Genomic DNA, 17185 nt, shown 5'->3' on the forward strand with positions numbered 1-17185 from the left:
TGCGTTCGGCTGCGCAGCAGTCGTAAATCCTGAGCTTGCGGTCTTCCTGAAACACTGCATCCCCTGATTTCACGACTGCTGCGCAGCCGAACGCAGGCTCCGCCAGCTGCTACCGACTGCGTGACGGCTTAGCGGATCATCTGAACCTAAGCCTCCCAGCCCGCCCCACTGACCGCCGCTTGCGCCAGTGGATGCAAGTCTGCCCCCTGATGCTCCGTCTGCCAGGCCAGCAACTCCTTGCGCATGCCGGGCGTCCAGTACATCTGCAGGTGATTACGCACGCCGAGCACGGCCTGTTGCTGGTCCGGTTGGCTGGCGAAGTACTGGGCGATCTGGTTGGCCATTTTGATCAGGTTGGCGGTGCTCATCGGCGCACCTCGGCTTTAGAGCCACGCGCCTGGCGGCGTTCGTCGAGCAAGCGTTGTTGGTTGTCACTAAATTCCTGATAGCGTTTTTGCCACTCGGAAGGGTGGTAGACGCGGCTGACTTCCACGGCGGTGACCTTGTACTCCGGACAGTTGGTGGCCCAGTCGGAGTTGTCGGTGGTGATGACGTTGGCCCCCGACTCAGGGAAGTGGAAAGTGGTGTACACCACGCCCGGGGCGACCCGTTCGGTGACCCGCGCACGCAGTACGGTCTGTCCGGCGCGGCTGCCGATGCCGACCCAGTCACCTTCGTTGATGCCACGGCTCTCGGCGTCGGTCGGGTGGATTTCCAGACGGTCTTCGTCGTGCCAGGCGACGTTTTCGGTACGCCGTGTCTGTGCGCCGACGTTGTACTGGCTGAGGATGCGCCCGGTGGTCAGCAGCAGCGGATAGCGATTGTTGACCTTCTCCTCGGTGGGCACGTAGCCGGTGAGCATAAAACGCCCCTTGCCGCGCACGAACTCCTCGATGTGCATGGTCGGCGTGCCGTCCGGTGCCGCGGCGTTGCACGGCCATTGCAGGCTGCCGTGGCGATCCAGTTCGGCGTAGCTGACGTTGGTGAAGGTCGGCGTCAGGCTGGCGATTTCATCCATGATTTGCGACGGGTGCGTGTAGTTCATCGGGTAACCCAGGGCGTTGGCCAGGGCCACCGTGCCTTCCCAGTCGGCCTTGCCGCCCAGAGGGTCCATGACCTTGCGCACCCGGGAGATGCGTCGCTCGGCGTTGGTGAACGTGCCGTCTTTTTCCAGGAACGAGCTGCCCGGCAGGAACACGTGGGCGAACTTGGCGGTTTCGTTGAGGAAAATGTCCTGCACCACGATGCATTCCATGGCGGACAGGGCTGCGGTGACGTGTTGGGTATTCGGGTCGCTCTGGGCGATGTCCTCGCCCTGGCAATACAGGCCCTTGAAGCTGCCGCTGAGGGCGGCTTCGAACATGTTGGGGATGCGCAGGCCCGGGTCGGGTTGCAGGGTGACGTTCCAGGCCTGTTCGAACTGCGCCCGTACCACCTCGTTGGAGATGTGTCGGTAGCCGGGCAACTCGTGGGGAAAGGAGCCCATGTCGCAGGAACCCTGAACGTTGTTCTGCCCCCGCAGCGGGTTCACGCCCACGCCTTCGCGGCCGATGTTGCCGGTGGCCATGGCGAGGTTGGCGATGCCCATGACCGCGGTGCTGCCCTGGCTGTGCTCGGTGACGCCCAGGCCGTAGTAGATCGCGGCGTTGCCGCCGGTGGCATACAGACGGGCGGCGGCGCGGATGTCGGCAGCGTCTACGCCGCAGATGGGGCCAAGGGCTTCCGGCGAGTTTTCTGCGCGGCTGACGAACTCACTCCAGTGGGCGAAATCCGCTCCCTCGCAACGGGCGTCGATAAAGGCTTGGTTCAATAGGCCTTCGGTGACGATGACGTGGGCCAGTGCGTTGAGCATGGCAACGTTGGTGCCCGGGCGCAGGGCCAGGTGCAGTTCGGCGCGGGCATGCACCGAGTCCACCAGATCAATGCGGCGTGGGTCGATGACGATTAGTCGCGCGCCTTCACGCAGGCGGCGTTTGAGCTGGGAGGCGAACACCGGGTGGGCGTCGCTGGGGTTGGCGCCCATCACCAGGATCACGTCGGCCTGCATCACCGAGTCGAAACTCTGGGTGCCGGCGGACTCGCCAAGGGTTTGTTTCAGGCCATAGCCGGTCGGCGAGTGGCAGACCCGCGCACAGGTGTCGACGTTGTTGTTGCCGAACGCGGCGCGCACCAGTTTTTGCACCAGATAGGTTTCTTCGTTGGTGCAGCGGCTGGAGGTGATGCCACCAATGGAGTCGCGGCCGTATTTCTGCTGCAGTCGGCGGAATTCGCTGGCGGCGTAGGTCACCGCTTCGTCCCAGCTGACTTCCTGCCAAGGATCGTTGATGTGCTGGCGGATCATCGGCTTGGTGATGCGATCCGGGTGGGTGGCGTAGCCCCAGGCAAAGCGCCCTTTGACGCAAGAGTGGCCGTGGTTGGCCTGGCCGTTCTTGTCCGGAACCATGCGCACCAGTTGGTCGCCTTTCATCTCGGCCCGGAACGAGCAGCCCACGCCGCAATAGGCACAGGTGGTGATCACGCTGCGTTCCGGCTGACCCAGTTCGACCACGCTTTTTTCCATCAAGGTCGCGGTGGGGCAGGCTTGCACACAGGCGCCGCAGGACACGCACTCCGAGTCGAGGAAGTTTTCGCCACCGGCGGCCGCGACCCGGGATTCGAAACCGCGCCCGGTAATGGTCAGGGCAAAAGTGCCCTGGGTTTCTTCGCAGGCACGCACGCAGCGGTTGCAGACGATGCACTTGCTCGGGTCGTAGTCGAAGTAGGGGTTGGACGTGTCCTTCACGTCGGCCAGATGGTTGTCGCCTTCATAGCCGTAACGCACTTCCCGCAGGCCGACCTGGCCGGCGACGGTTTGCAGTTCGCAGTTGCCGTTGGCCGAGCAGGTCAGGCAGTCCAGCGGGTGATCGGAGATGTACAGCTCCATGACGTTGCGGCGCAGGGTCGCGAGTTTCGGCGTTTGGGTATGCACGCTCATGCCTTCGCTGACCGGCGTGGTGCAGGACGCCGGGTAGCCGCGCATGCCGTCGATCTCCACCAGGCACATGCGGCAGGAGCCGAAGGCTTCCAGGCTGTCGGTGGCGCACAGTTTCGGAATGGTGGTGCCCAGCAGCGCAGCGGCGCGCATCACCGAAGTGCCTTCGGGCACGCTGATGCTGCGGCCGTCGATGTTCAGGGTGACCTGCACCTGGCTGTGGCGGGCCGGGGTTCCAAGGTCAAGAGCGCCTAGATCGATATCTGTGGCAGGGTCGAAGAGAGTGATCATTGGTCGGCCTCCGAAGGTTGCAGACCGAAGTCGGCGGGGAAGTGCTTGAGGGCGCTGGCTACCGGAAAAGAGACCATGCCGCCCAACGCGCACAGCGAACCGTATTGCAGGGTGTCGCACAGGTCCTTGAGGATGATCACCTGCTCATCGCGACCGTTCTGGTCAGGTGCGGCCAGCAGACGGTCGATCACCTCCACGCCCCGGGTCGAGCCGATGCGGCATGGGGTGCATTTGCCACAGGATTCCTCGGCGCAGAACTGCATGGCGAAGCGCGCCATGTGGGCCATGTCCAGGCTGTCGTCAGCCACCACCACACCGCCGTGACCGAGCATGGCGCCGATGGCGGCGAAGGCTTCGTAATCCAGCTGCGTGTCGAATTGACTTGGCGGCACCCAGGCGCCGAGGGGGCCGCCAACCTGAGCGGCCTTCAGCGGCCGGCCACTGGCGGTACCACCGCCATAGTCTTCCACCAGTTCCCGCAGGGTCAGGCCAAAGGCCCGTTCCACCAGGCCACCGTGACGAATATTGCCCGCCAACTGGAAGGGCATGGTGCCCAAGGAACGGCCCATGCCGTAATCGCGATAGAACTGCGCGCCCTTAGCCAGAATCAGCGGCACCGAGGCCAGGGTCAGCACGTTGTGCACCAGCGTCGGTAGACCAAACAGGCCCTTCAAGGCAGGAATCGGTGGCTTGGCGCGGACGATCCCGCGCTTGCCTTCGAGAGAGTCCAGCAGCGCGGTTTCCTCACCGCAGATGTAAGCGCCGGCACCGACTCGCACTTCCATATCGAAGGCCTGACCGCTACCGCCGACATTGGCGCCGAGGTAACCGGCGGTCCGGGCGATTTCCAGTGCCTCGCGCAATGTCGCCACGGCCTGTGGATATTCCGAGCGCACGTAGATGTAGCCGTAGCTGGCGCCGACGGTGATGCCGGCAATGGCCATGCCTTCGATCAGCAGGAAGGGGTCGCCTTCCATCAACATGCGGTCAGCAAAGGTGCCGGAGTCGCCTTCGTCGGCGTTGCACACAATGTACTTTTGCGCCGCCTGAGTGGCGCGCACCGTGCGCCATTTGATACCGGCCGGGAACGCCGCGCCGCCACGGCCACGCAGGCCCGAATCGAACACCGCGGTCGCGGTCTGCTCGCCGCCCAGGGCGATGGCTTGGGTCAAGCCCTCGAAGCCGCCGTGGGCCCGGTAATCGTCCAGCGACAGCGGCCGGGTAATACCGGCGCGGGCAAATAGCAGGCGTTGTTGAGTCTTCAGATATGGCAGCTCTTCCACCAGGCCCAAGGCCAGTGGATGGGTGGACGGCTCGCCTTGCAGGGCTTCGAGCACGGATGGCACATCGGCGGCGGTCAGCGGGCCGAAGCCGATCCGTCCTTGCGGGCTGTCCACTTCCAGCAGTGGTTCCAGCCAATACAGGCCGCGAGAGCTGGTGCGTTGCAGGTCCAGATTGCTTTCTGGGGACTGATTGGCAAGGGCCAAGGCCACCTCATCGGCGCCCACGGCACGGGCCAGAGAGTCAGCGGACAGATAAAGAGTCGGCATCATGCGTCCTCCCGGCAAGCGTCGAGCAAGGCATCCAGACGCTCGGCACTGAGCCGCGCATACACCTGACCATCCAACTCCAGGGCTGGCGAGCAGGCGCAGGCGCCGAGGCAATACACCGGGCGCAGGCTGATGTTGCCGTCGGCGCTGCTGCCGTGGTCGTCGAGTTGCAGGCGTTCGCGCAATTGCGCGGCGAGCTGCTCGGCGCCGCGGCTCTTGCAGGACTCGGCCCGGCACAGACGCAGGATATGCCGGGCCGGAGGCGCGGTGCGGAAGTCATGGTAGAAGCTGATCACCCCGCGAACCTCGGCCTGACTCAGGTTTAGCGCATGGGCAATCTCGGGGATGGCGGCATCGGGGATGTAACCGATGCCCTCCTGAATCTCATGAAGAATGGGCAACAGCGCGCCCGGGGAGCGTTTGTGGCGCTCCAGCAGGCTGTTGACCATAGGCAGGTGCAACATCTCATCAGGCATACAGCATTCCTCACGGTCACGGACAAACCAGAGGGTTGTCGGTCGTCCGAAAGTGTCGGCTGCGGCACTCACACCACGTCACGGTATCGTGGCAATTTCAGGCCGTTGGCCAGGGCACCCTGAGCGGGCATCTTGTTGTGCCCGGCGCGGTCTTTGCCGCACCTCTTAAAGGGCATTAAGGCAGCTTGCCATGCCGACTTTGATTCATCAGCACCAAAGCGACGTGTTCGGTTCTTTCTACGACCTTCTATTGAGTCTAGAAGAGTGCGGCCAGAGGCGTCGTCCCTGAATGGTCGGGGCGCTATGTGCAGCGCTATCGCGAATCAAGGACCGCATCAAAGATGTGATCAAGACGGGAGGGGAGTGGATCGGTTGGCCACCAGTTTCCAGCGTGCCAAGCTGATGGAGTGTTATACGCCTGCCGCTCAGGCAAACCTCAGGAAGCCCATGACATGAAGCCCACTCATGCATCGAACGTCCGTCGAGAATTCTAAGAAGCTGTCGGGTTCTACTTTCGCGTTGTCTGGCCGATCTTTTCCATACTGCTTTTTCTGATCGTGCTGATCGGCCTCATCATCAGCCAACTGGAGGGTTGGGATCCTTTTGACGGCATCTATTTCGGCTTCGTGACCGGCTTGACCATTGGTTATGGAGAACTCGTGCCGAAACTTGGCGTCTCGCGGGTTCTGGCGATTTTGCTGGGGTTCAACGGGGTGCTGATGACAGCGATATTTGCGGCGATCAGTGTTCGGGCGATTGAGGTTGCAGTACGGGCGGCGAGGCAGGAAGAGCCGGATAAGCCGACGGCGTGAAGTCATGCTTGGCTGCTACTGGAAGGGGAGCAAATCATCGACTCCTGCAAATCCATGCGCGACGGCGTGGTGTTTACCCACAAACGGGAGTGTCAGGTCCGTGGGCAATTCAGGGAGCAGATATGTTGATCTATCCCGCTGTAAACCGAAGCTCATTCACCCAGAGCCGAAAAATAAAAAGCCCCGAAAAACCTCGGGGCCAATCCTGAATGCCAGCCACCACACACACAACCCCTGTGGGAGCGAGCCTGCTCGCGATAGCGCCAGCCCAACCAACGCAAAACCCTGAAGTGACCACAATCCCTTGTAGGAGCGAGCTCGCTCGCGAAAAACGCAAGGCATCCACCTATCCCGATGAATCCCACACCCACCGCAACCAAACCCGCTCCCACAACATCACGCCTAACTCTTGAAACCAAAAGCTATCCCGGCGCGCCCACTACCCCTCCGCCTTCGCCCCCGCCCGCTTAGACGCCATCTCATTGTCCCGATCCCGATTCAGCACCTTCACCGCATCATCCACCACCGCCTTACTCATCGCCGTCAAATAATGCGCGGCCCAGGCGTGGCGGTCGGTGTCTGTGGCGTAAGCAGCATCTTCGGTCAGCTTCTTGGCGAGGAACAGAAAGTCAGAAGCCATTGATAACGCATCACCGAGAGGAACGCCGCGAGTTACGTGGAACAGGGCTTGATTCGCGCAGTAGATGGCGGGTGTGAGGCCGATGGTTTTGAGTTCGGGTTGATCGGTCATTTGCCACCTCCGATGAGGGAGAGGCGGTCGGGGAGGGTGTTACGCGATTGGGAATTGCGTAGAGGGAAAAGCCAATTTTTGTACAGATCCATAGTGCGCATTGCAAAGCTCCTTAATTTGAAGAGCTGCCACAATTCGTTACCAAGCGAATGGGTGGCAGCTGTGCGCAGGTTGGTAAACCGGGAAATCAAGGAAACCGGCACGTCCGAAGACGTCCCACGCACAGCCGCCATAACGTAGATCGCAGGCGAAAAAAAAGCGCCTGCGAACGCATGGCACTGTTGCGCAGTGATTTACCTCGGGTTACCAAGCCCGGTCGCTGAATTGGCAGCGACGGTGGGAGGGTAGCGTGTGGACACTTTCGCTGCAACCATCGAAAGCTTCGGCTATGACCCCTAACCAAATATCAATGGAGGGCAGGCCTCCGTACACATCACCACTATGCTGTATTTACGCCCTCATGTGCTTTTTCAACAGGTGGGGCCTTCCGGGATTGATCGTTTGGGTTCGAATCATTGATTCATGCTTCACCTAAGCTATTGAGGAAAGATTGTAATCTTCGTCGAGATATTGATGGTGGACGGCGCGATGGCAAAATAGTAGCTTCGGGGTCAGGTCATCCGTTTGGAACACCTTCCGGAACCTGTTTTGCACCACGTAAAGGAAGACGTTATGCCTACTATCTCGCGATTCGTTTACCTACATATCGTTCTTACCGTTTTGGCATCCGCTGCAAAAACAATCGTCAACCAGTGTTCCACTTTTTTCTCTACGCCAATAATAGACTGGGGCCTCAGCAATATGCGCCAATCTCTAGTGTTGGGGTTGTTAGGTTTACTAAGTGGTTGTGCACGGTTTCAGAAAAATGTGTTCGCTTTAAAGAACAGATCGAAAAACATTATTTTTTGTTTTTTTTTTCTCATTAAGTCAGAACGAAGCGGGCTATAGCCTTTGTAGGGGCTGCTGCATTGATGCGGGAAATTTTAAGGTGAGCATGTTTGCATGAAGCATCCCGATAAGTTCTTAGATGTGGTTTTTCACGAATCAGCCAAGTTTGGCGATGATCTTGCTCTTTGCGCCGGTTTTGAACGAGGTGATTGGAGGAATGATCAGTTCGCAGATCATATAATAGAATGGCTTCCTGAATTTGCTCTAAGTTACTCGGAAATAAACGAGATCGGCCATCACAATGCATTGCGGATTATAAAGCGAGCAGCCAAAATAGTTTACGACACGGAAAAATATGGACTTCGTGGCGAGTTTGGCGAGATTTTATTGCATATAGCAATCAGGCAGGTTTATAAAACTTTGCCGGCAATAAATAAAATTTATTATAAAAGCTCGATAAATGAAACCGTTAAAGGTTTTGATGCGGTTCATGTGGTAAAGAAAATCGATGGTTTGGAGCTGTGGATCGGTGAGACGAAATTTTATAATACAGTGTCCAAAGCAATTTATGATGTGACTAAAGAGATAATCGACCATCTTGAGACTGATTATCTTAAGTCGGAATTTATTTTGATTAGGAACAAGATCGACCCAGAGTGGCCGGAAGCAGCTGAGCTTAAAGCTTTGTTACACGAAAATACTTCTTTAGATAAGGTCTTTAAGCGCGCATGCATTCCTGTTTTGCTTACATATGATAGTAAAGTAGTGCAGGGGAGTTCGGGAGATAGCGAGTATGAAAAAAATATCAGGCTTGAGGTGCTCGATGCTTATTCTAATATGCGGAATAAGTTAAATGAGCAGTATTCGGCGAGATTTTCTACCGATCTTCCAATCACTGTGCATGTGATTCTGGTTCCGTTAAAGGAAAAAACAAAATTAATTTCAGCTTTAGATAAACGTCTGAAGGCGCTGCAGATATGATAGATCACCAAGCTATACGAAAAGAACTCAGGGCAGACGAATGGGTGAGTAATCCATTCACAATGCTCTCAGTGGTGTCTTCTGTGTGTTCTAATAATTTGGATGTTGGACGTGAGTTCGTTATTAGGGCGCTTGCAAAGCGTGAAGCACTTGAGTTCGTGTATCAAAATATAGTTGATGAATTGGCGATGCAAGTTGGTTTGTATCCATACGCCTCGGATCTAGATGGGCTTTCACTTCGAAGTGCTTTTGTTCACGCAAGTAATCGGGCTGAAAGAGAGATGGAGGATTACGTCCTTCACAGTTCCCAGAGCAAGATTTTAAGGAAGCTTATGGACGGGGAGTCCGTTATTTTAAGTGCTCCTACGTCGTTTGGAAAAAGCTTGTTGATAGACGTAGTTATCTCAGAGAAGAATTTTTCGAATGTTGTTTTGATTCTGCCAACGCTAGCTTTGGTTGAAGAAACCCGTCGCCGAATGTCAAGGTTTGTTGGTCGATATAATATTCTGACTTCCGGTGATCAAGCTGTTGGGGAGCGAAATATTTTCGTACTAACACAAGAACGCTTTTTGGCAATTGAGGCCGAAATGCCGAATGTTGACTTCTTCGCTATTGATGAGTTTTATAAGCTTTCCATCTCAGGTGAGGGCGACAGAGCAACGCTGTTGAACCAGGCCTTGTTAAAGCTTGTTAAAACGGGCGCTCAGTTTTACATGCTTGGTCCTTCAATAAAATCAATCCCGGAAATAGTTAAGGATCGTTTGAAATGTAATTTCTATATAGAAAATTTTCAAACTGTCGCTATAGAACTGCACGTGCTGAGTAAAAAGCCAAATAGAGAAGAAGCGTTCGCGACTCTATTAGATAGTTTGCATGGGCAGACACTGGTTTACTGTCAGTCGCCGGCAAGCACCCGAAAACTCATTAAAAAATATATAGAAATAAGAAATGTAAAGTTTTCGGAAGATGAGGAGTTGCTGGAGGCAGCAAGATGGACGTCAGAGCATTATCATGATGAGTGGTTGGTTTCAGTAGCTTTGCAACACGGAATTGGAATTCATCATGGTAGGCTTCCAAGGTCTTTAGGACGCTTTATGATTAGAGCATTTGAGGAGGGGAAATTGAACCTGCTTCTCTGTACCTCTACTTTGATTGAAGGTGTGAATACTGCTGCAAAGAACGTTGTTGTATATGACGGAATGTTAAATAAAAAGCCGTTAGATTTTTTTACTTTTAATAATATTCGAGGTCGTTCAGGCAGAATGTTTAAGCATTTTGTGGGAAGCGTTTACTGCTTTGATACACCGCCAGAAGAAAACCTTCCTTTTGTAGATATACCTTCTTTTAATCCAACGGATACTACTCCGGGCAGCATTCTTATAAATCTTCCTGAAGGCTCTGTCCCAATAGGTCTTATAGCAAAACTAGAACTCCTTACGAAACAGGATTTATTACCTTTGACGGTGTTGAGAAAACTGTCTGGTATAGAGCCTGAATATTTGTTGGCTACGGCAAAATATTTATATGACTTAGATGTTCGTGATTTGCAGCGTTTAGTATGGTCCAATCGGCCACGCTATGAAGATATAAAGGCTACGTCTGAAATTATATGGAGTCAGTTGGGTGGTGCGAGCACTGCTGGCAAAAGTTCTATGCGGTCTGCATCCATGATGACTATGTATGTTTGGAAATTATATTCTCTAAGGAATGTGCCTAGATTTAGGCGGGAGATGATAAAGAGTCAAATTGATTATGGTACAACACCTGATGATGCTGTAGAAAATATTCTGGCTTTCCTGAGGGGGTGGGCATCTTTTAATTATCCAAAGTATCTAATTGCACTCAATTAAATTCTAAATGTGGTTCTGAGTAAAAGAGGTTTGAAAAGCACAAATTATATGGCTTTCGCTGCCTCAATCGAACATCTATTTCAGCCAAGTTCCTTCTCTACTCTTGAGGAGTATGGGCTTCCGACTGAAATTTCTGAAAAACTTATGAATGGTCGTCTATTTTCAAAAGATGATGGTTTGGAGGTGGTTATGAATGCATTAAAAGAGAGGGAGCTAGATCGATACGCTGATGGTATATTTGAGAGGCGAGTAATAGAAGATTTTCAAGAAGGTATAGGTTCTAAGCTTGCATCAAAACAAAAAAAATAGGAAGGTGATGATGTTGTTTCGTTTTTGTGAAATATGTTGGATAGATTGGTAGGTCGCCGCTCATCCATTATTTGAGCTTTTTCTCCTGCTAATGTAGTCCTTTGTATTCTTGATTTGGCTCAATCTGTGCGTGAGCGAAATGCTATAGCGGAACCATGCTAGAGGTTTGCAATTGATTTTATATTTGTAGTTTTTCAAGGTTGTTTGTTTTAAGAGTTTTTGTACTGGGATTTAATCAGCACTCGAGTGATGATCTAGTCGGGTTCAAGTCGTTTCATTATTATTGAGGTTTGAAGGATGGGTGTTGCCAAGCCGGTGTTGCTGCCAAGCATTCAATTTAGTAAGCAGGGTGATGCAGATGCCCATTTTCAGGCGATTCTAAATCGATACGAAGATGATGAATACTTAGATGCCTCGGACGAGGAGTTAGTATACGAACTACTTCAGAGGCACCACGAAGCCGATGTTAAAGTTGGGTGTGGTGTGATTGGGATTTTTCGTGCGCGTTCGGCCGATCATCCTTCAAGCTGTTTTCACCTTCATAGAGTCGATGGGTCTAAAACAGATTTTTCATATAAAACATGTGTTAGAGGTTCTTCGCCAAGTCTCAAGTCACGTTTCTATGAAGCTTGTCAGAGGTCTATAGCAAACGTACTGTCTGTCCAAAAGAAATCTTTGTTTGATGCGGCTCGGGGTGAAATCGCCTGCCACAAAACCGGTGAGTTTACAACTTTTGGTACGTCGGATTATCGGCATATTAAACCTAGGTTCAGGGATATCGTTGAAGGGTTTATTGAGGCTAATAAGATTGTATTGTCAGAGAGTTTGCTTTCTAAGAGTGCTGATATGCAATATTCAACGATATTCATCAGCTCTGCTATGGCTGAAAGTTTTGTCGATTACCATGCCGCTGTTGCGAAGCTCGAGGTCTTCAAACGTTTTGAGATTCCAAAATTTTCATGATTGATAGTTGAATGACAAAAAGTCTTCCAGGGATGCTTGCTGTTGGTCGTCGTGTGGGGGGGCGTAAGAGTTACAGAAACCCCCGTCATCTCCTTTATATCCGCGCTCTTCGAACAAAGTTGAAGGTTTTTTAATTACCTGTTTTACATCAGGTGATGTCATTTAATGAATATCTTTTAGGTAGTTTTTGAGTAAGGTGAGCGGCTCTTCAAGCTGGTCCATTGTCTGAGCATTGCTGAAATCAACAGACAACCGATACAGCTCCCGTCCCAGCGGCGTCCCAACCCCACCCAAAGCCTCCAACGCCAAACCCACACAATGCGCCACTCGAAACTGAATCCCCTCAACATCCCCCCGACGCACCAGCAACCCAAACACCTCCCGCTCATAATCACTCATGATCGGATCATCCCTTAGAATCGGACTTTCCCCCTCCCGCTCATAAGCCAGCTTGAGGGCGAAAAGGGCAACGGTTTCCAGTGGCAATTCCATTGTGTGAATCCTTGATTCGTTAGCTGAGCGGTTTCGGGTTGTGGTGTTGAAGAGCAAGATCAAAAGATCGCAGCCTTCGGCAGCTCCTACAGGACAGCGGTGGGACGAAGTGGCTTTTCTACAGACGAAAAAAAGGCCTTGCTAAGCAAGACCTTTCTTAATTTTGGTGCCCCGAGGGAGACTCGAACTCCCACTTCTTGCGAAAACGGATTTTGAATCCGCCGCGTCTACCAATTCCGCCATCAGGGCTCAATGGCGGCGAAGTATAGAGATGAGATTACCGTCGGTCAATCAGGTACATAGAGAATTTTCACTATTTCGGCTAGACTTCCGGCCCCTGCTAGACGAACCCCATCATGCGCGTTGCTGACTTTACTTTCGAACTCCCTGATTCGCTGATTGCTCGCCACCCTTTGGCCGAGCGTCGCAACAGTCGCCTGTTGACCCTTGATGGGGTCAGCGGCGCCCTGGCACATCGTCAATTCACTGATTTGCTCGAGCATTTGCGCCCGGGCGATTTGATGGTGTTCAACAATACCCGGGTGATTCCGGCGCGGCTGTTTGGCCAGAAGGCTTCCGGCGGCAAGCTGGAAATTCTGGTGGAGCGGGTGCTCGACAGTCATCGGGTGCTGGCCCATGTGCGGTCCAGCAAGTCACCTAAGCCGGGGTCGAAGATCCTGATCGACGGTGGTGGCGAAGCCGAAATGCTGGCGCGCCATGACGCGTTGTTTGAGTTGGGGTTCGCCGAAGAGGTGTTGCCGCTGCTCGATCGCGTCGGGCACATGCCGTTGCCTCCTTATATAGACCGCCCGGATGAAGGCTCGGACCGCGAGCGTTATCAGACGGTCTACGCCGAGCGTTTGGGCGCGGTAGCGGCGCCGACGGCGGGGCTGCATTTCGATCAGCCGCTGATGGAGGCGATTGCCACCAAGGGCGTCGAGACTGCATTCGTGACCTTGCACGTCGGCGCAGGCACGTTCCAGCCGGTGCGCGTCGAGAAGATCGAAGACCACCACATGCACAGTGAATGGCTGGAAGTCGGCCAGGACGTAGTGGATGCGGTTGCCGCCTGCCGCGCTCGCGGTGGTCGCGTGGTGGCCGTGGGGACCACCAGTGTGCGCTCCCTGGAAAGTGCCGCGCGCGATGGCGTGCTCAAGCCGTTCAGTGGTGACACCGACATCTTTATCTACCCGGGCCGCCCGTTTCATGTGGTCGACGCCCTGGTCACCAACTTCCATTTGCCCGAATCCACGCTGTTGATGCTGGTTTCGGCGTTCGCCGGTTATCCCGAAGCCATGGCCGCTTATAAAGCCGCCGTTGAGCATGGTTACCGCTTTTTCAGCTACGGTGATGCGATGTTTATCACCCGTAATCCCGCACCACGTGGCCCTGAGGAAACAGAATGAGTCGCACCAGTCGCATGTCTTTTGAGCTTCTTGCCACCGACGGCAAGGCTCGTCGCGGTCGTTTGACCTTCCCGCGCGGTACCGTCGAGACCCCGGCGTTCATGCCTGTGGGCACGTATGGCACCGTCAAGGGCATGCTGCCGCGGGATATCACCGCCACCGGCGCGGAAATCATTCTGGGTAACACCTTTCACTTGTGGCTGCGTCCTGGCACCGAAGTGATCAAGAAGCACGGCGACTTGCACGATTTCATGCAGTGGAAAGGCCCGATTCTTACAGATTCCGGCGGTTTTCAGGTGTTCAGCCTGGGCGCGATGCGCAAGATCAAGGAGGAGGGCGTGACCTTCGCTTCTCCGGTCGACGGCGCCAAGGTGTTCATGGGCCCGGAAGAGTCGATGCAGGTCCAGCGTGATTTGGGCTCGGACATCGTGATGATTTTCGACGAATGCACGCCATACCCGGCTGACGAAGACGTCGCGCGTATTTCCATGGAGCTGTCGTTGCGTTGGGCCAAGCGTTCAAAAGAGGCGCATGGCGACAACACGGCGGCGCTGTTCGGTATCGTTCAGGGCGGCATGCACCAGGATCTGCGCATGCGCTCCCTGGAAGGTCTCGACAATATCGGCTTCGATGGTCTGGCCATTGGCGGTCTGTCGGTGGGCGAGCCGAAACACGAGATGATCAAGGTCCTGGATTACCTGCCAGGTCAGATGCCGGCTGACAAACCTCGTTACCTTATGGGCGTTGGCAAACCGGAGGATCTGGTTGAGGGTGTGCGCCGCGGTGTGGACATGTTCGATTGCGTGATGCCAACCCGTAATGCCCGCAACGGGCATCTGTTCATTGATACAGGCGTGCTGAAGATCCGTAACGCGTTCCATCGCCATGATGATTCGCCGCTGGATCCGACCTGCGATTGCTACACCTGCCAGAACTTCTCCCGTGCTTATCTGCACCATCTGGACAAGTGCGGCGAAATGCTGGGTAGCATGTTGAATACCATCCACAATTTGCGCCATTACCAGGTGCTTATGGCTGGTTTGCGCGAGGCTATTCAACAGGGTACATTGGCCGCCTTTGTCGATGCCTTCTACGCCAAACGCGGGCTTCCTGTTCCGCCTTTGGACTGAGTTTCCTGACCCCAAGATTCAACATTTGCAACTGGAGTGCTAAATGAGCTTTTTTATCTCTAATGCCATGGCTGATGCTGCTGCACCTGCTGCAGGCCCAATGGGTGGCGGTTTTGAGTGGATTTTCCTGGTCGGTTTCCTGGTCATCTTCTACCTGATGATCTGGCGTCCACAGGCCAAGCGCGCCAAAGAGCAGAAAAACCTGCTGAGCAGCCTGCAGAAAGGCGACGAAGTTGTGACCACCGGTGGTATCGCCGGCAAGATCACTAAAGTGGCAGACGACTTCGTTGTTCTGGAAGTTTCCGACACCATCGAAATGAAGTTCCAGAAAGGCGCCATTGCCGCCACGCTGCCAAAAGGCACGCTGAAAGCGATCTAAGTTTCAACTTCTACTCAATCGACGGGGCGCGCAAGGCGCCCCGCGTCATAAGCGGGCGGCGTGATGCTGAACAAATACCCTCTGTGGAAATACATTCTGATCCTGGCGGTGCTAGCGGTCGGTCTGATTTATTCCGCTCCCAATCTATATCCTGATGACCCGGCTATTCAGGTCAGTGGTGCAAGCACTGCGCTGCAAGTGACTCAGGCTGATCTGGATCGTGTGGGCACAGCGCTCAAGGAATCCGGGATCAACGTCAAGGCTGCCACCCTGGCAGCGAACGGCAAGGGCGGTCTGATTCGTCTGACCAAGGCTGAAGACCAGCTGCCTGCCAAAGACGTCGTGCGCAAGGCATTGGGTGATGACTACGTCGTTGCACTGAACCTCGCGCAAACCACCCCGCAATGGCTGCGCAGCTTTGGCGCGCACCCGATGAAGCTGGGTCTGGATTTGTCCGGTGGTGTGCACTTCCTGCTCGAAGTGGACATGGACAAAGCCCTCGACGCGCGCTTGAAAGTCTACGAAGGCGACGTCAAGAGCCTGTTGCGTAAAGAGAAACTGCGCTATCGCAGCCTGCCACAACTCGATGGTGCCATTCAGCTGGGTTTCAGTGATGAAGCGTCCCGCGAACAGGCCCGTGCACTGATCCGCAAGAACTTCAGCGATTTCGACATTGTTCCGGCCGACCTCAATGGTCAGGCGGTGCTGCGTCTGGCGATGACCCCGGCCAAGCTGGCGGAAATCCGCGAATACTCCATCAAGCAGAACTTGACCACGGTACGTAACCGCGTCAACGAGCTGGGTGTTGCCGAACCAATCGTTCAGCGTCAGGGCGCCAACCGCATCGTGGTTGAGCTGCCGGGCGTGCAAGACACCGCCGAAGCCAAGCGTATCCTCGGCAAGACGGCCAACCTAGAGTTCCGTCTGGCCGCTGAGCCTGGCGCATCGAAAGCCACTTCTGAAAGCTTCGAATTCCGTGAAGGCAATCGTCCGCCAGCGCAAATCGAGCGTGGCTTGATCATCACTGGTGACCAGGTCACCGATGCCAAGGCTGGCTTCGGCGAGCAAGGCACGCCGGAAGTGAACATCCGTCTGGATGGTCATGGTGGCGAGCTGATGAGTCGTGCGACTCGCAGCAACGTCGGTCGCAGCATGGCGGTGATCTTCATCGAGCAACGCCCGGTCACCACTTACGTCAAGCAAATGGTTAACGGCGTCGAGAAAGACGTGCCGGTTCAAACCTTCAAGGAAGAGAAGAAGATCATCAGCCTGGCGACCATCCAGTCGCCGCTGGGTGCTCAATTCCGTATCACTGGCCTGAACGGCCAGGGCGAGTCGTCCGAACTGGCGCTGCTGTTGCGTGCAGGTGGTCTGGCTGCACCGATGTACTTCGCTGAAGAGCGCACCATTGGCCCAAGCCTGGGTGCCGACAACATCGTCAAGGGTGTCGATGCATCGCTGTGGGGCATGCTGTTTGTCTCGCTGTTCATCATCGCCATCTACCGCTTCTTCGGCATCATTGCCACCGTCGCGCTGACCGTGAACATGGTGATGCTGCTGGCCCTGATGTCGCTGCTGGGTGCAACGCTGACGCTGCCGGGTATCGCCGGTATCGTGTTGACCATGGGTATGGCCGTCGACGCCAACGTTCTGATCTTTTCGCGGATACGTGAAGAGATTGCGGCAGGCATGACCGTACAACGGGCAATCAACGAAGGCTTCGGCCGGGCATTCACCGCGATTCTCGACGCCAACCTGACAACCTTGTTGGTCGGCGGGATTCTCTTTGCCATGGGCACCGGCCCGGTCAAAGGTTTCGCAGTGACCATGTCCCTCGGGATCTTTACCTCGATGTTCACGGCCATCATGGTGACCCGCGCGATGGTCAACCTGATCTTCGGCGGTCGTGACTTCAAGAAGTTGTGGATTTAAGGGG

At 54.9% G+C, this 17185-nt stretch carries 14 protein-coding genes, 1 tRNA gene and 2 pseudogenes; 10 read left to right on the top strand and 7 right to left on the bottom strand.

Annotated elements, in window-relative coordinates:
• Positions 1 to 146: 146 nt before the first annotated feature.
• Genes QFW87_RS05120 through QFW87_RS05135 form a run of 4 tightly spaced genes read right to left on the bottom strand, consistent with a single transcriptional unit; the run spans position 147 to position 5288 of the window.
• Complete coding sequence (locus QFW87_RS05120; protein WP_283189968.1) at positions 147 to 368, bottom strand: formate dehydrogenase subunit delta; 222 nt, start codon at positions 366 to 368, stop codon at positions 147 to 149.
• On the bottom strand, positions 365 to 3262 hold the full coding sequence (gene fdhF, locus QFW87_RS05125) for a formate dehydrogenase subunit alpha (RefSeq protein WP_283189969.1): 2898 nt from the start codon (positions 3260 to 3262) through the stop codon (positions 365 to 367). The genes QFW87_RS05120 and fdhF overlap by 4 nt, the downstream gene beginning before the upstream one ends.
• Positions 3259 to 4815 (bottom strand): formate dehydrogenase beta subunit, encoded by a 1557-nt coding sequence (locus QFW87_RS05130; protein WP_283189970.1) that lies wholly within the window; start codon positions 4813 to 4815, stop codon positions 3259 to 3261. Before QFW87_RS05130 ends, fdhF begins: the two co-directional genes overlap by 4 nt.
• Positions 4812 to 5288, bottom strand: coding sequence for a formate dehydrogenase subunit gamma (locus tag QFW87_RS05135; RefSeq protein ID WP_283183075.1), 477 nt, complete (start codon positions 5286 to 5288; stop codon positions 4812 to 4814). The genes QFW87_RS05130 and QFW87_RS05135 overlap by 4 nt, the downstream gene beginning before the upstream one ends.
• 452 nt (positions 5289 to 5740) lie before the next feature.
• On the opposite strand from QFW87_RS05135, the pseudogene QFW87_RS05140 reads away from it, so the two are divergent.
• Together QFW87_RS05140 and QFW87_RS05145 are read left to right on the top strand one after the other, a co-directional pair.
• Positions 5741 to 6100 (top strand): annotated as a pseudogene (locus QFW87_RS05140) (potassium channel family protein).
• Positions 6101 to 6112: 12 nt separating this feature from the next.
• Positions 6113 to 6187, top strand: a pseudogene (locus QFW87_RS05145) (PH domain-containing protein); the annotation flags it as partial.
• Positions 6188 to 6539: 352 nt separating this feature from the next.
• Here QFW87_RS05145 and QFW87_RS05150 read toward each other — a convergent pair.
• Entirely contained in the window at positions 6540 to 6851 is a 312-nt protein-coding gene (locus tag QFW87_RS05150; RefSeq protein WP_283189971.1) for a DUF3077 domain-containing protein, read from the bottom strand.
• Between the two features lie 1002 nt (positions 6852 to 7853).
• On the opposite strand from QFW87_RS05150, the gene QFW87_RS05155 reads away from it, so the two are divergent.
• From QFW87_RS05155 to QFW87_RS05170, 4 genes are all read left to right on the top strand, one after another.
• The gene (locus QFW87_RS05155; protein WP_283189972.1) at positions 7854 to 8720 is read left to right on the top strand and encodes a DUF1837 domain-containing protein; all 867 of its coding nucleotides are present in this window, start codon (positions 7854 to 7856) and stop codon (positions 8718 to 8720) included.
• Positions 8717 to 10570, top strand: coding sequence for a DEAD/DEAH box helicase (locus QFW87_RS05160; RefSeq protein ID WP_283189973.1), 1854 nt, complete (start codon positions 8717 to 8719; stop codon positions 10568 to 10570). The genes QFW87_RS05155 and QFW87_RS05160 overlap by 4 nt, the downstream gene beginning before the upstream one ends.
• 48 nt (positions 10571 to 10618) lie before the next feature.
• Complete coding sequence (locus QFW87_RS05165; protein WP_283189974.1) at positions 10619 to 10879, top strand: hypothetical protein; 261 nt, start codon at positions 10619 to 10621, stop codon at positions 10877 to 10879.
• A 297-nt stretch (positions 10880 to 11176) separates the two neighbouring features.
• Positions 11177 to 11842 carry a DCL family protein gene (locus QFW87_RS05170; RefSeq protein WP_283189975.1) on the top strand — a complete coding sequence of 222 codons (666 nt, stop codon included), beginning with the start codon at positions 11177 to 11179 and terminating at the stop codon, positions 11840 to 11842.
• 162 nt (positions 11843 to 12004) lie between these two features.
• On the opposite strand, the gene QFW87_RS05175 is transcribed toward QFW87_RS05170, so the two are convergent.
• Positions 12005 to 12334: a hypothetical protein gene (locus QFW87_RS05175; protein ID WP_283189976.1), complete on the bottom strand. Its 330-nt coding sequence runs from the start codon at positions 12332 to 12334 to the stop codon at positions 12005 to 12007.
• Positions 12335 to 12498: 164 nt separating this feature from the next.
• Positions 12499 to 12583, bottom strand: a tRNA-Leu gene (locus QFW87_RS05180).
• A gap of 107 nt (positions 12584 to 12690) precedes the next feature.
• On the opposite strand from QFW87_RS05180, the gene queA reads away from it, so the two are divergent.
• The 4 genes from queA (at position 12691) to secD (ending at position 17181) form a co-directional block, all read left to right on the top strand.
• Complete coding sequence (queA, locus tag QFW87_RS05185; protein WP_283183082.1) at positions 12691 to 13740, top strand: tRNA preQ1(34) S-adenosylmethionine ribosyltransferase-isomerase QueA; 1050 nt, start codon at positions 12691 to 12693, stop codon at positions 13738 to 13740.
• 14 nt (positions 13741 to 13754) lie between these two features.
• Entirely contained in the window at positions 13755 to 14870 is a 1116-nt protein-coding gene (gene tgt, locus QFW87_RS05190) for a tRNA guanosine(34) transglycosylase Tgt (RefSeq protein ID WP_283184523.1), read from the top strand.
• Between the two features lie 43 nt (positions 14871 to 14913).
• Positions 14914 to 15249, top strand: a complete 336-nt coding sequence (gene yajC / locus QFW87_RS05195) for a preprotein translocase subunit YajC (RefSeq protein ID WP_008147715.1) — start codon at positions 14914 to 14916, stop codon at positions 15247 to 15249.
• A gap of 63 nt (positions 15250 to 15312) precedes the next feature.
• A complete protein-coding gene (gene secD / locus QFW87_RS05200) occupies positions 15313 to 17181 on the top strand; it encodes a protein translocase subunit SecD (RefSeq protein WP_283189977.1) in 1869 nt (622 codons plus the stop codon).
• Positions 17182 to 17185 lie beyond the last annotated feature (4 nt).

The organism is Pseudomonas sp. PMCC200344, assembly GCF_030053095.1.
Taxonomy (GTDB): domain Bacteria; phylum Pseudomonadota; class Gammaproteobacteria; order Pseudomonadales; family Pseudomonadaceae; genus Aquipseudomonas; species Aquipseudomonas svalbardensis.

Bases quoted from the DNA above. Each gene is read 5' to 3' on its own strand.
- QFW87_RS05120 (WP_283189968.1), bottom strand. From the start codon at position 368: ATGAGCACCGCCAACCTGATCAAAATGGCCAACCAGATCGCCCAGTAC.
- fdhF (WP_283189969.1), bottom strand. From the start codon at position 3,262: ATGATCACTCTCTTCGACCCTGCCACAGATATCGATCTAGGCGCTCTT.
- QFW87_RS05130 (WP_283189970.1), bottom strand. From the start codon at position 4,815: ATGATGCCGACTCTTTATCTGTCCGCTGACTCTCTGGCCCGTGCCGTG.
- QFW87_RS05135 (WP_283183075.1), bottom strand. From the start codon at position 5,288: ATGCCTGATGAGATGTTGCACCTGCCTATGGTCAACAGCCTGCTGGAG.
- QFW87_RS05150 (WP_283189971.1), bottom strand. From the start codon at position 6,851: ATGACCGATCAACCCGAACTCAAAACCATCGGCCTCACACCCGCCATC.
- QFW87_RS05155 (WP_283189972.1), top strand. From the start codon at position 7,854: ATGAAGCATCCCGATAAGTTCTTAGATGTGGTTTTTCACGAATCAGCC.
- QFW87_RS05160 (WP_283189973.1), top strand. From the start codon at position 8,717: ATGATAGATCACCAAGCTATACGAAAAGAACTCAGGGCAGACGAATGG.
- QFW87_RS05165 (WP_283189974.1), top strand. From the start codon at position 10,619: ATGGCTTTCGCTGCCTCAATCGAACATCTATTTCAGCCAAGTTCCTTC.
- QFW87_RS05170 (WP_283189975.1), top strand. From the start codon at position 11,177: ATGGGTGTTGCCAAGCCGGTGTTGCTGCCAAGCATTCAATTTAGTAAG.
- QFW87_RS05175 (WP_283189976.1), bottom strand. From the start codon at position 12,334: ATGGAATTGCCACTGGAAACCGTTGCCCTTTTCGCCCTCAAGCTGGCT.
- queA (WP_283183082.1), top strand. From the start codon at position 12,691: ATGCGCGTTGCTGACTTTACTTTCGAACTCCCTGATTCGCTGATTGCT.
- tgt (WP_283184523.1), top strand. From the start codon at position 13,755: ATGTCTTTTGAGCTTCTTGCCACCGACGGCAAGGCTCGTCGCGGTCGT.
- yajC (WP_008147715.1), top strand. From the start codon at position 14,914: ATGAGCTTTTTTATCTCTAATGCCATGGCTGATGCTGCTGCACCTGCT.
- secD (WP_283189977.1), top strand. From the start codon at position 15,313: ATGCTGAACAAATACCCTCTGTGGAAATACATTCTGATCCTGGCGGTG.